At 42.7% G+C, this 13,972-nt stretch carries 13 protein-coding genes; 1 reads left to right on the forward strand and 12 read right to left on the reverse strand.

Annotated elements, in window-relative coordinates:
* Positions 1-8: 8 nt before the first annotated feature.
* The 6 genes from ACNJYY_RS20410 to spoIID all read right to left on the reverse strand — a co-directional run bounded on the left by ACNJYY_RS20410 (position 9) and on the right by spoIID (position 6,266).
* Positions 9-836 (reverse strand): flagellar hook-basal body protein, encoded by an 828-nt coding sequence (locus ACNJYY_RS20410; protein ID WP_416729922.1) that lies wholly within the window; start codon positions 834-836, stop codon positions 9-11.
* Between the two features lie 11 nt (positions 837-847).
* The gene (locus tag ACNJYY_RS20415; RefSeq protein ID WP_416729923.1) at positions 848-1,681 is read right to left on the reverse strand and encodes a flagellar hook-basal body protein; all 834 of its coding nucleotides are present in this window, start codon (positions 1,679-1,681) and stop codon (positions 848-850) included.
* A gap of 384 nt (positions 1,682-2,065) precedes the next feature.
* Positions 2,066-3,061, reverse strand: coding sequence for a rod shape-determining protein (locus ACNJYY_RS20420; protein ID WP_416729924.1), 996 nt, complete (start codon positions 3,059-3,061; stop codon positions 2,066-2,068).
* A gap of 195 nt (positions 3,062-3,256) precedes the next feature.
* Positions 3,257-3,523, reverse strand: coding sequence for a sporulation transcriptional regulator SpoIIID (spoIIID, locus tag ACNJYY_RS20425; protein WP_007203593.1), 267 nt, complete (start codon positions 3,521-3,523; stop codon positions 3,257-3,259).
* A gap of 532 nt (positions 3,524-4,055) precedes the next feature.
* Positions 4,056-5,039, reverse strand: coding sequence for a peptidoglycan DD-metalloendopeptidase family protein (locus tag ACNJYY_RS20430; RefSeq protein ID WP_416729925.1), 984 nt, complete (start codon positions 5,037-5,039; stop codon positions 4,056-4,058).
* A gap of 186 nt (positions 5,040-5,225) precedes the next feature.
* Positions 5,226-6,266, reverse strand: coding sequence for a stage II sporulation protein D (spoIID, locus tag ACNJYY_RS20435; protein ID WP_416729926.1), 1,041 nt, complete (start codon positions 6,264-6,266; stop codon positions 5,226-5,228).
* A 195-nt stretch (positions 6,267-6,461) separates the two neighbouring features.
* On the opposite strand from spoIID, the gene ACNJYY_RS20440 reads away from it, so the two are divergent.
* The gene (locus tag ACNJYY_RS20440; RefSeq protein ID WP_416729927.1) at positions 6,462-7,076 is read left to right on the forward strand and encodes a DUF3298 domain-containing protein; all 615 of its coding nucleotides are present in this window, start codon (positions 6,462-6,464) and stop codon (positions 7,074-7,076) included.
* Positions 7,077-7,127: 51 nt separating this feature from the next.
* Here ACNJYY_RS20440 and ACNJYY_RS20445 read toward each other — a convergent pair whose 3' ends face one another.
* The 6 genes from ACNJYY_RS20445 to nuoN form a co-directional block, all read right to left on the reverse strand.
* A complete protein-coding gene (locus ACNJYY_RS20445) occupies positions 7,128-8,795 on the reverse strand; it encodes a M4 family metallopeptidase (RefSeq protein WP_416729928.1) in 1,668 nt (555 codons plus the stop codon).
* Between the two features lie 200 nt (positions 8,796-8,995).
* The gene (locus ACNJYY_RS20450) at positions 8,996-9,142 is read right to left on the reverse strand and encodes a lmo0937 family membrane protein (RefSeq protein WP_137791095.1); all 147 of its coding nucleotides are present in this window, start codon (positions 9,140-9,142) and stop codon (positions 8,996-8,998) included.
* Between the two features lie 308 nt (positions 9,143-9,450).
* Positions 9,451-10,761, reverse strand: a complete 1,311-nt coding sequence (gene murA / locus ACNJYY_RS20455; RefSeq protein WP_416729929.1) for a UDP-N-acetylglucosamine 1-carboxyvinyltransferase — start codon at positions 10,759-10,761, stop codon at positions 9,451-9,453.
* 30 nt (positions 10,762-10,791) lie between these two features.
* Positions 10,792-11,538: a YwmB family TATA-box binding protein gene (locus tag ACNJYY_RS20460; protein WP_416729930.1), complete on the reverse strand. Its 747-nt coding sequence runs from the start codon at positions 11,536-11,538 to the stop codon at positions 10,792-10,794.
* Between the two features lie 109 nt (positions 11,539-11,647).
* A complete protein-coding gene (locus tag ACNJYY_RS20465; RefSeq protein WP_416729931.1) occupies positions 11,648-11,881 on the reverse strand; it encodes a DUF1146 family protein in 234 nt (77 codons plus the stop codon).
* A gap of 557 nt (positions 11,882-12,438) precedes the next feature.
* Positions 12,439-13,971 carry an NADH-quinone oxidoreductase subunit NuoN gene (nuoN, locus tag ACNJYY_RS20470; RefSeq protein WP_416729932.1) on the reverse strand — a complete coding sequence of 511 codons (1,533 nt, stop codon included), beginning with the start codon at positions 13,969-13,971 and terminating at the stop codon, positions 12,439-12,441.
* Position 13,972 lies beyond the last annotated feature (1 nt).

Raw genomic sequence — 13,972 nt, forward strand, 5'->3', positions numbered from 1 at the left:
TACCTCATTTAGCGAAGCCCGTTTACTAACCCCATCATTTGGTCAGCAATTGTAAGAGAACGCGCATTAAATTGATAAGAACGCTGTGTTTGAATCATTTCCGTCATCTCTGTGGAGATGTTTACATTCGAGGATTCGAGTGCACCTTGCTGAACGAAGTTCCCTGCTCCAGCATTTACTTCCTCTATCAATTGATTCAACGGAATGTCTTGTGGCGCCTGCAAGTTCTGTCCAACAGATACCATCAACTGCGGCCGAACCATGTTCACAATCGCAAGCTGTCCTGATTCAACAATCGCTCCATTATTTAACGTTACCGAAATTTGGCCGTTTTGTCCAATAGTAATTTTGCTATGGTCAGCTGGAATCGTAATTGGTCCGTCTGCGCCCATTATTTTACTGCCTTCTGATGTAACGAGTTCCATCTCATTAGCGTTGTTAGCAGACGGTGACAGATAGAACGCGCCATCTCGTGTGAACTGTAACGATTCATTTCCGTTGTTATCTACAGCAGATACTTGAAAATAATAGCTAGGCTGCGTGAGAGCTACATCAAGAAGTCGTCCAGTTTCCTGCAGCGTGCCCGCCTCTAAACTGAGTGCAGTTGAAGAAACACGCGCTCCGCTGCCAAGTCGAATTCCGTTCGGCGTTAGACGGCCCGCTTCTGTCGGATTCAATGCTTCACTATTAATCTGCTGAAAAAGAATATCCGAGAATTGCGCCTCGCGTCTTTTATAGCCGTTCGTCGTGCTGTTCGCCATGTTATTTGAGATGGTATCGAGCTTGTGCTGCAGCTGACCCATCGTTACTGCTGCTGAAATCATAGACTGGTTCATGTTAGATCCCCCTAGCCGATTCGGCCAATTTCATTCGATGCTTTTTCCATCGTTCGGTCGTAAGCTTGAAGTACTTTTTGGTTAGCTTCAAACGCACGGTAAGCCGTCAGCATCTCTGTCATCGTCTGTTCCGTGTTCACGTTCGAACGTTCTACAAAACCTTGCTGCACGTTGTACGCGATGTTCGGATTCCCAAGAGCACTTGGCGCATTCCCGTTTCCATCCAGTCTGAACAACCCTGTGCCTTCTTTTACAAGCTCGTTAGGGTTCGTGATGTATGCAACATCAATCTGCCCCGCAACTCTACCGTTATCAAGCACCGAACCGTCTTTGTTCACTGTAAAATTATCGCTTCTCACCGTTATCGGGTTGCCGTCTGTTCCAAGCACATAATAGCCTTCAGGCGTAACAAGACTGCCTTCTGCATCAACTGAAAAATGGCCATTTCTCGTGTAGCGCTCTTCACCGTTCACATTCAACCTGAAAAAGAGTCCTCCTGGCTTCCCTGTTTCTGGGTCTACCGGAACTTGTCCTTGAAGAAGAGCCATATCCGTTTTTATCCCGGTCTCGCGCATGTCACCTTGCAAAAAGTTAGGTGTCGTCTCCTGCACGTAAACTCCTGTTGATAGTGCTGCAGGTCCGATCGGGTAGTTGTTCGGCAGTTTTTTTCCATTCATTTCAGTCTCTCCCATATGCTGAAGCAGCATCGTTGGGAACGTGCGCAGACTCGCATTGTCCGCTTTATATCCAGGCGTATTCGCATTCGCCATGTTGTTTGTTAAAATTTCTTGTTTGCGCTGCTGTGCCAGCATGCCAGCTGCAGCATTATAGAAGCCTCTTAACACGGAGTATTCCTCCTGAATTTGTAATCTGGACACAAAATGTCTCTTCCGTTGTATCGACAGTTTTTTACAATTATTAATAGATTTCTGCAAAAAATGTGAGATTCCTTTTTCATGATGAGGATTTTGTCCTAGAGGTGGCGAGGAGAAGGACTGTGACATGCAGCAGCGGACCCGACCCGCTTGTTTGTCGAAAAGCCTATAAATCCATTTGAAGGACTATAAATTATTTTGAAGGACTATAAAAGGTTTTTTTGGGCTTATAAATTTTATTTTAGGGCCCATAAAGTTTAACTTAGGGCCTATAATCTATTTTTCTTGCCCATCTCCCCTTCACATCTTCCATACAAAAACAAAATGCCACCCCGTTCGGGCGGCATTCCTTCCTTAAAACACTTTTCTTTTCGCGATTTTATCCATATGTTCAAGCATTAAGCCTGTTCCGTTCGCTACGGCTCTCATCGGCTCTTCTGCGATCAATACAGGTACTTTCAATTCATCTGCAAACAGCTGGTCGATTCCGTGAAGAAGTGCTCCACCACCTGTTAGCATGATTCCACGGTCGATGATGTCAGCGGATAATTCAGGCGGCGTTTTTTCTAACACGCTCTTTGCCGCTTGAACGATAACCATGACTGGCTCCATCAATGCCCGTTGGATTTCTTTAGATCCTACTGTAATCGTACGTGGAAGTCCTGATACCATGTCACGGCCACGGATCTCGAGTTCTTCATCACGCTCGTAAACGGTAGCAACGTTCAACTTAATGTTTTCAGCCGTACGTTCACCGATCAGCAGCTTGTACTCTTTTTTAATATATTGAAGAATTTCAGTATCGAACTTGTCCCCAGCCATCTTAATAGAAGAGGACGTAACGATATCTCCCATGCTCAAGACCGCAATGTCAGTTGTGCCACCACCGATGTCCACAACCATATTGCCGCTCGGCTGGAAGATATCCATCCCCGCCCCAATTGCAGCCACTTTTGGCTCTTCTTCAAGAAAAATATGTTTTGCTCCGCACTTTTGCGCAGCTTCTCTGATCGCTTTTTGTTCAACGGACGTAATGTTCGTTGGTGTACAGATCAAGATTCTAGGCTTGGCAAACATGCCTTTTACGTTAATCTTATTAATGAAATGTTTCAGCATCTGCTCAGTTACTTCAAAGTCAGCGATAACGCCGTCTTTTAACGGACGGATCGCCACGATGTTTCCAGGTGTACGGCCAACCATGCGGCGGGCTTCTTCTCCTACTGCGAGTGCTCTTCCTGTATTCGTGTCGATCGCAACGACAGATGGCTCATCGAGTACGATCCCTTTTCCTTTTACATAAATCAGTACATTAGCGGTACCAAGGTCAATTCCAACGTCCCTTGAAAACATGTTATATCCTCCCTGTTAACATCCATACGATATAATGACATTTTTAGTAAAAAATCGAAGTTCTATCCAATTTATCATTATATCACAAGTCTGTCGAACAAGGTGAAATATTGTCAAAAATTAATTATTTGACATTGGAACGATGCGGCACATAATGTAATATCGTTTCATCTAACATCCTTACATCTCATAAACTTACTGAACAACTTCCTCTGTGCCTTTTTTGTACTTTACGCGAGTCGCTTCTCCACCTCTCAAGTGGCGGATGGACTTATGGTATTCGAGGATCTCTTTTACGTTGTTTGCAAGATCAGGATTAATTTCAGGCAGCCGCTCGGTGAGGTCTTTATGCACCGTGCTTTTGGAAACCCCGAATTCTTTTGCGATCATGCGGACTGTTTTTCTTGTCTCCACGATATACCGTCCTATCTTGATGGTTCGCTCTTTGATGTAATCGTGCACACCACTCGCCTCCCTAAAATGGATGTGAGAGATGCGATAGAGACTTGTATGAACAAGCTACGTGACAAGTTTCGTTGTCATCTTCGGCTTATAAGTATTGCTTCCATTCCCCTTTTTCCACCGCAGCCATAGTACGATTTCTCACCGCTCACCCTCAATTGAATTATTGTAGGTTTTGTAACATCTTATTAACCAAGTTTTCGTTATATGCCTAAATCTCAACTGGGACAAGGGGAAATGTCCATATTTGTGAAAAAACCTGCATAAACAGTTGGAAAATTAAGTTATTTACGTACATGTGGATGAAGAAAATATTTTTTACGGTACGTGTTTTTATATGTATTACGCGTTCACCGGTAAACTTGCTTCTTCACCGGTAAAATGCTCGTGACCACCTGAGAACTGCCTCGTTACACCGGTGATGCACTCGTGACCACCTGAAAAGAGAAATGTTTCACTGATAAACGGCTGAAACTTAGATAAAAATGAAAAAACTGCCTCGGATTGAACCGAGACAGCTTCCTTTTTGCAATTATTCGCTAGCGCCAGAGTCGTCTGCTGCAGGAGCATTCGTATCTTCGGCTGATTGAGATGATGATTCTTGCTCACGGTTGGCATCTTTACCATCTTTGCCATCCTTCGTGTCTTTCGTATCTTTTGTATCTTTTGTACCTTTAGAATCCTTTGTGTCCTTTGTATCTTTAGAACCTTTGTCTTCAGCCTTTGGTGCTGGCTTCTTTTCTTCAGCAGGCTTCTTCTCTTCAGCTTTCTTCTGCTCTTCAGCGGCTTTCTTCTCTTCCGCTTTTTTCATCTCTTTTCGAGAGTCATCAACAGCGGTTGCAAGTTGTGCAACAGATTGATCCCAAGCCATTACTGGATCGACTGCTTCTCCGTCTTTACGAACTTCGAAGTGTGCGTGGATCTTCGCATCTGTATCGTATGCGTTCTCACCGGCTTGTCCTAAAACTGCGCCTTGCTTCACTTGGTCACCTTGCTTTACAGATACAGAAGCAAGTGATGAGTAGTGTGTAACAACACCTTTGTCATGTTTTACTTCAACAACGAAACCTAGTGCAGGATCTTTAGAAACTTTTACAACGCTACCGCTTAATGCTGCCGTTACGTCGAATGCTTTGTTATCAGCAGTCGCTAGATCGATACCGCGGTTTTGGTAGTAGATGTTGTTATAGAATACAAGAGCTGCTTCTTGTTCTTGAGCTGGAGCTTCTGGGCTAAAGTAATCTTTAACCACTTCAATAGCTTCAGGGTCAGAAACGGGCATTTGGAAAACTTCTTTTGTAAGGGATACAGGCACTGCTGCTCCATTGTCCTCTAATGCGCTATCTGGAGTATTATTATTCTCCGTATTCTTCGCATCGTTTTGATACCATAGAACAGAAGTTAGAATGACTGCTGCAAAGCTTAAATATACTGCAGGATAAACCCAACGTTTTTTCATAGCACTCTTACCTTTCATCGGTACTGTTTTTTTGTTTTGTTTTTCTTCTTCTTTCATTTTTCATCACCTCAGCAACAAGTTTGAACAGAATTCTGAAAATATATACTTTAGCGCAAAAATTTTTTGAAGATTTCGTTCGACAATCGAAAAAACCGCCGAATGCCTGATGACATCTAGCGGTTTCCTTATAACAATAAAGAGGGGGTCTGACCCGGGTCAGACCCCCTTCAATTTCCACACAATTCACTGAGTCTGGTACGCGAGGCCCTTGTCAGCAATCGGTTTATAATCCGTAATCTCAATCCCTTTGTAATAGTGGTTCACGATCTCTTTGTATGTCTTACCTTCCTTTGCCATTCCATTCGCGCCATATTGGCTCAATCCCACTCCATGACCATATCCTCGCGTTGTTACGGTAACTTGTTTTCCTTTTTTCTTCATCTGGAAATCCGTCGACCGCAGCTCCAGCTTCTCTCGTACTTCTTTTCCAGTAAACTCTTTTTTACCGATCGCCCACTTGCCGATTCGTTTTCCGCTCGTTGTGGCTACCACTTTTCCGACCTGACCGTCCTTTGTTAGTGAGACGCCTAGTTTCTGCTCTACGGTGCTGACAGGCAGCTGGATAGTCTCTGTGTATTTCGGAGACTCTTTTTTATCCCATGGACTCTCCACACTTCGTAAATACGGATATTCGTTCTTCCAATAATCTTCGGAGTTCACGGTAAAGCCATTGCTAGTGGAAAAGAAACTCGCTTGAATTGGATCTCCTTCATATGTTAAGATCTGTCCTTTTGTTTCTGAGACGGCTTTAATGATCTTCTCTATCTTTTTGTTGAAATCATCTCCCCAAAGCGTCTCTAGCTCTTCGTTTCCTTTGTACACTTGATGCATTACGGTATCTGAGACGACTGCCCCTTCTGGCAGACTATCATCTTTACCACGGTTTAGTAGAGCTTTTACAATAAACGTTCGTGCGGTTAACGCTTGTGCTTTCAGCGCTTCTAACTCAAAGTCTGCAGGCATTTCAGAAGCGACCACTCCTGCCACATACTCTTCTAACGGGATGTTCTGAACCGTATCCATCGATTTTCTGAAAACAGGCACGACGATGTCCGAATGCGGGACTTCTAAAGCTAGCACTCTCTCAGATGGACGCGCAGCCTTCTCTTCTTTCCATTCAGGAGGTGCTGACGAAAATGGTAGTACGAGTATCGTCGGGAGAAGGACGATGATAGCGACAAAAATAGCTAGAATCCAAATCAGCGGCTTGATATTTATATTCACGTTCCCATGCCCTCCTAGATTGTTATCTACCATACAACTTATACAAAAAGAGGGGCATTTAGAACTCGAAACTAGCATTTTTACAATTAAATATGAGCTGGCTACATGCTTCATTTACAAGTTTTGCTTCAGGGACTGATACAGGCCAACCGCCGCATAAAATAGAGAGATGAAATGTTTGAAAGGGTGAATCATATGGATAGTTTTCAGCCTCCTGTTTTGGTCCGTACGCTCACGTATGCACCTGGTAACATAAAGATTTACTACCCGCAGATCGAAGGTAAGATCAACCCTCGTATTCAGCAGCAAGTTAACCAAAGAATTGTTAATATCAACGAGCAGCTCGCGAATTATCAGAATCCCGAGGCTCGTCCAAGTATGTATGGAGAATTTGCTGTGAAAACGAACGAAAAGAACATTTTGAGCATCGGTTTCTTAAATTTTGCCTATACACCTATGGCTGCTCATGGAATGACTTACATCAAATCAGAGACGTGGGATCTATCGACAGGAAAAACGTATCAGTTGAAAGATCTGTTTAAACCCGGAAGTAACTATGTAGAAGTGATTAACCGTCATATTAAAGAACAGCTTAAATCGAGGCATATCGACACGCTCGAACCTTTTAAAAGCATACGGCCAGATCAAGATTTTTATATCGCTGATAAGTCGCTCGTGATCTATTTTCAGCTATACGAGATCACCGCTTATGTCTATGGCTTTCCTATGTTTCCTATCTCTGTTTTTGATTTTCAAAACATCTTGGATGAAAACGGACCGCTCGGAAAATTGGCGGTGAATGGGTTGTAAAAAGAAAAACCCTGACCTCACACACAGAGATCAGGGTTTTCGCATTAAAATTTAGTTCACACCAACCGCATCATACGATTTTTTAACCGCTGCTACCTCTGGAGATGTTGCTCCATAAAGGTCGGATGCTGATTGAACAAGCGCCGCTCTTGCTTGGCTGAAGTTTGAAGAAGCTGTTAAGTATACCGTGTTTGCTCGGTAATAGATCGCTCCTACTTTTTGATTGCCGATTGCCGGAACCGTTACACCATAATGCGTTCCACCGACTGCCAGCAAATATGCCGCTTTGTTGATGATACCACTGTTGATGTGCACACCACCGTTATCGCCCGTTCCTGTGTAGCGAACGGAGTAATGATCAGGATCTTGATATTTCGTCGGATCACTCATCGAACGAAGCGCGTCATTCGGTGTTCCTGGTGTATAGATATCCTCTCCGATCTCATAATCCGGATTGTTATTTTCATGGTGCTCGACTAGCGTACCAAAAATATCGGACATCGCTTCGTTCAACGCACCTGATTCGTTTTGATAGATCAGATCAGATGAGAAATCCGTCACAGCATGTGTTAATTCATGCGCTACGACATCCAATCCGCCAGACAATGATACGAACGTTGAGCCGTCGCCGTCACCATAGACCATCTGCTGTCCGTTCCAGAATGCATTGTTGTAGTTACGGCCATAGTGAACCGTTGATTTTAACGCAGCTCCTTTATTGTCATACGAGTTGCGGTTGAAGACTTCTTTATAATAATCGTACGTTGCACCTGCATAATAGTGTGCATCTACTGCTGCTCTGTCATAAGTCGCGTTTAGCTTGTTATCCGCATCTGCCCATAATGTGCCAGGAAGCTGCTGACGGTTCTTCGCATCGTATGTAAATACGCCGTTTCCTCGCGTGTTATCCTGCAGATAGTACGTACCGTTCGATAATAGTGTGTTCAGGGATTTTGTATCGCCAAGTACACCCGTTCCTGTACCAATCGCATTCGTCCCTACTAAAGTTCCTTTACCTGTTGGCGGTGCTTTTTGGTCGCCATGTGCTTCATCCAAGTCGTTGTAAGAATTCAGGATCTTGCCTGTTACAGCATCTACAAAGTAATTATAGTTACCTGGTTCAGGCGATAAGAAGTTTAAATTCACCAAGTACGCATAAGCGGCGCTATCTCCATTTGTGTACACAACGAGTTTGGATGTTGGGTCAGCTTCATATTCAGGTGTGAAACCGAGGTCTTTAACCGCTACAGTCACTGCTTTTGCAGCTGTAATCTTTTTTCCGAATCCTAATCCAGGTTTATTTTGAAGGTCAGGTGTAACTGTTCCTGAAAATACAACGAGCTCTCCCTTTTCGTTCACATGTGCTACTTGTGTGGAGCCCCAAATTGGAACGCCTTTATAGGTTTGCTGAAGTCGCACCAATTGTCTGCCTAACTCATCCTTTGTAACAGACTTTATCGTAAACGACTGCTCCGCTTTTTGAGTTCCTAATTTAAACGTTTTTGATTCTTTTTGAAGATAATTAAAAACGACTTCTTTTGCTGATTTTGAAGACGCCTCTGACAGTTTCCCAGATACGAACGACGGTGTACCCGTTAAGCTGTTCATCTTTTTAGTTGATAAAACATTAACAGGTGCTTCCGCTGATGCTTGTCCTGCTGCTAACGGACTGACTGCCAGTCCAAGTGCCAAACCCCATACTGATAGTTGCTTTTTCATCCCTTCCCAATCCCCTTTGCTTCAATGAATTTAAAGCCAGTGGATTTATAATAGCACCATTTAAATTATTTTCAAACTATTCTTACAATTTTGATTAAATCGTACTATTATACATTATTTTTTCATAAAAACAGGAATTAGGAACTGTTTTTGCGTCCTGAAAAATAAAAAAAGCTGGCTACGGAAGCCAGCTTTTACAGCTATTTCGATTTTCGACCTTTAATAAAATTTAAAACGAAAACGATCAAAGCGATAACGAGTAAAATATGAATGATACCGCCAGCTACTTTAAAAATAACACCTAATAACCAAAGTACGACTAATATTCCGATAATGGTCCAAAGCATGAGTTCGACATCCCTTCAATAAAATAAAAAAGTATAAGTATACAGTTTAGATTTCCCGAATACGCTTTGAATTAAACAGATATTGCCTCTAAAATCTTGGATGTCGGTGAAAATCCATCATTTTCAGGTGGTAAATCATCAATCTTAGGTGGTAAGCGGCTCTTTTCAGTGGAACTTCTTACTTTCCAGCTGCTCATCACCTCTTTACCGGTGAACGTGTAACAAATATAAAAACACGTACCGTAAAAACTCATATAAAAACAGAAAAACCCTTTCTCAACATGAGAAAGGGTTCGCTCTAATGAAAATTATGCTAAATTACTTTTTAATGATTGCTCTTTGGCAGGTGTTGTTTTCACATCTTCGTTTACACGCTCGATGTCAGCACCTAATGCAGCCAGTTTTCCAGTGAAATCAACGTATCCGCGGTCGATGTGCTTCAGTTCAGTTACACGCGTGTAACCATCAGCGACAAGCCCAGCAAGTACCAAAGCAGCACCTGCGCGAAGGTCAGTTGAGGCAACCTCAGCACCTTGCAGATTTACAGGTCCGTTGATTACAGATGAACGGCCTTCAATTTTAATATCACCATTCATGCGGCGGAATTCTTCCACGTGCATGAAACGGTTTTCGAATACAGTTTCCGTGATTACGCTTGTTCCGTTTGCACGAAGCAATAGCGCCATCATTTGCGACTGAAGATCAGTCGGGAATCCTGGGTGAGGCATTGTTTTAATATCAACAGGTTTTAATTCACGAGGTCCGCGAACACGAAGTCCGTTTCCTTCTTCTTGAATCTGTACACCCATCTCTTCCATTTTTGCGATTAAAGGACGTAGGTGTTCTGCGATTGCATTTTCAACTAAAACGTCACCTTGTGTAATAGCTGCAGCTACCATATACGTACCCGCTTCAATACGGTCTGGAACTACTGTATGCTCAGCACCAACAAGTTCTTCAGCTCCGACAATGCGAATCGTACCTGTTCCTGCACCGATAACTGTAGCACCCATCGCGTTCAGGTAGTTAGCCAGACATACGATTTCAGGTTCTTTTGCAGCGTTTTCGATGATAGTCGTTCCTTCAGCAAGTGTTGCAGCCATCATGATGTTCTCAGTAGCTCCTACACTTGGGAAGTCTAAATAAATCTTTGCACCTTGCAAGCGGCCATCAATTTTTGCTTCGATAAATCCATTTCCGATCTTTACTGTTGCACCCATCGCTTCAAATCCTTTTAGATGCTGATCGATCGGACGTGATCCAATTGCGCATCCTCCTGGAAGTGCGATACGAGACAATCCAACACGAGCAAGCAATGGTCCCATTACTAGGAATGATGCTCTCATTTTGCGGACATACTCAAATGGTGCTTCAGTTTTCAATTCGTTTGTAGCATCAACAGAAATTTCACCGTTTTCAAATGCTACATCAATATTTAAATAACGTAATACTTCGTTAATCGTAAACACATCAGCTAGACTAGGCACGTCTTTGATCGTGCTCTTGCCCTTACTTGCTAAAATGGATGCTGCGATGACAGGAAGTACGGCATTCTTAGCTCCTTCAACTCGAACAGAGCCTTCTAACCGCCTACCACCACGGACAATGATTTTTTCCAACGATATTCCCCTCCGCGTCCAATTTGTATATTAATATTCAGACGTAATTATTGGTGTGCCAATTGTGACAGTTGTTCCGCTGCCCAATCCTTCAGATCGCAAAGCTACCTGAAGATTCATTTTATGTTGATGACCGGTATAAATCGCTTGTTCCCACTGCTCAGTATATGCAGAAAGCGACACAAACGTCTCTTCTTTTAGTTCCTCAACGGGATCACCAGAAAAGGCGCGTACCAATTCATTTGCTTGCGAATACAAATCAACCACCATTTTATCACCGTATGTACCGGTAACACAAGAGAAAATTTTGGGATTTCCTCCAATTGATTGTTCAACCCGGCTATCGATCAAGTTCTGGATTTCTTTCCAATTTTGATTTGCATTTACAAGTCCTTCAACCGCATAAATAAAATACGATGCAGATTGTTCTTTTTGGGGGTATGTAATGACGGTGATTTTCTCTCTAACCCCGATATCATTACGTTCAAATAGTCCGGTTATTTTATAATGTCCGGCTTCATCTTCGGTTACCGCCCAGTTAAATTCAGGATAATTACGTTTAAGCTCTTCTGCTTGTTTTACATACCCTAGTCCTTTAGATGCAAAACCTGTTTGACCGCGAAAATACATAGTCCATTTGTCAGGCGTTGCTCCGCTCTTCTTTAGAACGTCTATTATATGTGTAACTTCATTTATTTTTTCGTCTGTTTTTGCATATCCAGAAGTAATCATAACCAATAGCAAAATCGCTGTAATCGTCATCGTCCATTTTTTCATTCCCCAGCACATCCTCTCTATTTCTCATTGTTGCCAATGAAACAGAGGATATCCGTGGAAGTTGTAGTCATATTCCGACAAATCCATTACTTCTGTAAAAGTTGTGAAATCATCCAAATAGCTGACTAAGATTCGTGGAATACTGTAGATACTTTAGAAAAAAATCGCTCGTTATGCTTGCTAAGCTGATCACTAGAAGTATGTATAACATTCTAGCTTGCATGACCTTACCTTTTTTGATCCATTTATCAAAGTGAACGGCCTGCAATGCCCACCAAGAGATCACGAGAAACAATAGATGTACGATGATATGTAACAAAGCTTGTTGTCCGATTGGAATCATTTAAAAGTCTGACCTCCTCATTACATATTTCGACATCTTAAGCATACGTCTTTCCCAACAATTTAGATAGATACTTTTTCCCTAGTAAGGTGTTATGAAAGCCTTTTCTTTTGATATGTTCAAAAATTTGTAACGACTAATAAATGTCAATCTCGATAGATAGTCGTTTCACTATGATTAGACGAAACAAAACCTAGAAAGTTACGGTAGTTTCTGCTCATTTTTTGGGATTTTTTTGGGGTGGGGGTTACTGTTTAAGAAAGTTGTTGATTTCCGTTTCAGATGCTCGCTTTCCGCGGGGCAGGCGGTGAGCCACATTCATACGTTTCACTCTTAAGTGTCTCACCTAGTAAATAAAATGATTTAAGAGCGAACAACCTTTATATGTATTAATCCGGTGAGTTTTTGATATAATTCCGCGAGTTTTAAGCATATATCAGCGAATCTTCAAAAATCGACAACGATTGATTAGCAGATACCCCTTTTAAGAGAAACAAAAAAGCCCACCAACCTCCAACTAAGGAGAAGGTTGATGGACTTTCATCTGAGCTCAACAATCAATGATCATGCGTATGAACTTCGGTTTCAATCTGCATGAAGAATTCATTCACATCAAAGTTTCCGTAAAAGAAATCGAGTGCGAGATCTGGCATGACCCCTAGAATTAATACTGATGCTGCACAAAAGGCGAGTACGGCAGCCATCCCACCTGGGATTGAAACCTTCGTTCCTTCACTGTCACGGAAAAACATGATCGCAATGATGTTAAAGTAATACACGTACGACACGAGCGTGGTTGCCATCATTACAGCAGCCAGCCAATATTGTGGTTGTTCAAGTCCAAGCGCTCCCATGAAGATTCCAAACTTACCGATAAATCCTGCTGTGATGGGTATCCCGGCAAGAGAGAGAATAAAGAATGTCATCGGAACAGCTAGCCACGGTGATCGACGGAATAACCCGCGAAAAACGCCGATATCATTTGAACCTTCTTGACTCGTTAACAATTGGATGACGGTAAACGCGCCAATATTCATAAATAAGTACGCCAGCAGATAGAACCAGATCAGTTCGAATATTAATGACGAATTTGACACGAACGGTACTAAAATGTAACCCGCTTGTGCGATAGACGAATACGCAAACATCCTTTTTATATTTCGTTGTCGAAGTGCTGTTACGTTACCGATGATCATGGTTGCTGCCGCTAATACCATTAAATACGGCTGCACTTGCAGCAGAATCGGTTCCTTATCGATCCCTGGAGCCGCAATGAAACAGATGATGATCACACGCAGCAAGATTACAAAGCCTGCTGTTTTTGACACGACACTCAAGAATGCGGTAACCGGAACAGGCGCACCTTCATATACGTCTGGTGCCCACATGTGAAGCGGAGCGGCCGCGATCTTGAACGTTAGTCCTGCAAACGTGATGATGAACGCGAAGACGATGAGAAAGCTGTGCTCTAACAGTTCAAGGTTCCCCATGTTCTCTGCGATCTTGAACAGGTTCGTCTCTCCGGTAAGCCCGAAAATGTAGCTCATTCCAAAAAGGGTGATAGCTGTCGCAATCCCGCCAGACACGATATACTTAAACGCTGATTCATTGCTTCGTTTATTGCGCCTCTCGAGTCCTGCCATTACATAAGAAGAAAGAGAGAGAAGTTCAAGGCCCACAAACAATGTGATCAAGTCAGCGCTCGACGCCATCATCATGGCTCCTAATAGAGCTGCGAGGAGCAAGTAATAAAATTCTCCCCGGTTTTCCTCCAGATCTTCTTTTTTATAATTAGAAGAAAGAACGATTACTAATAACGTTCCTAACAAAAGCAGAATCTTGAACGCTTTTGAGAACGAATCAAGTCTGTACGTATCATACAGAATAGAAGTTACTTCAATATCGAGCTGCATAAATATGGTGATGAGGGCAGCTAGAATACCTGCTCCAGCAAGCCAGGCCAGAGGCTTCCGGCTCGATTCTTTTTTCATAAAAAGGTCGATAACAGATAAAAGGGTCGCAACCCCTAAGATGATAAATTCAGGAAGCATAACACTCCATCTAAACGATAATAAAGTATCTAGATCCATG

The sequence above is a fragment of the Fictibacillus tiangongensis genome, from assembly GCF_048083785.1.
Classification (GTDB): domain Bacteria; phylum Bacillota; class Bacilli; order Bacillales; family Fictibacillaceae; genus Fictibacillus.

Excerpts from the sequence above, each read along its gene's own strand:
- ACNJYY_RS20430 (WP_416729925.1), bottom strand. The coding sequence starts at position 5,039 with ATGAAAGAAGAAGAAAAACAAAACAAAAAAACAGTACCGATGAAAGGT.
- nuoN (WP_416729932.1), bottom strand. The coding sequence starts at position 13,971 with ATGGATCTAGATACTTTATTATCGTTTAGATGGAGTGTTATGCTTCCT.
- ACNJYY_RS20420 (WP_416729924.1), bottom strand. The coding sequence starts at position 3,061 with ATGTTTTCAAGGGACGTTGGAATTGACCTTGGTACCGCTAATGTACTG.
- ACNJYY_RS20440 (WP_416729927.1), top strand. The coding sequence starts at position 6,462 with ATGGATAGTTTTCAGCCTCCTGTTTTGGTCCGTACGCTCACGTATGCA.
- ACNJYY_RS20445 (WP_416729928.1), bottom strand. The coding sequence starts at position 8,795 with ATGAAAAAGCAACTATCAGTATGGGGTTTGGCACTTGGACTGGCAGTC.
- ACNJYY_RS20460 (WP_416729930.1), bottom strand. The coding sequence starts at position 11,538 with ATGAAAAAATGGACGATGACGATTACAGCGATTTTGCTATTGGTTATG.
- ACNJYY_RS20450 (WP_137791095.1), bottom strand. The coding sequence starts at position 9,142 with ATGCTTTGGACCATTATCGGAATATTAGTCGTACTTTGGTTATTAGGT.
- ACNJYY_RS20465 (WP_416729931.1), bottom strand. The coding sequence starts at position 11,881 with ATGATTCCAATCGGACAACAAGCTTTGTTACATATCATCGTACATCTA.
- ACNJYY_RS20410 (WP_416729922.1), bottom strand. The coding sequence starts at position 836 with ATGAACCAGTCTATGATTTCAGCAGCAGTAACGATGGGTCAGCTGCAG.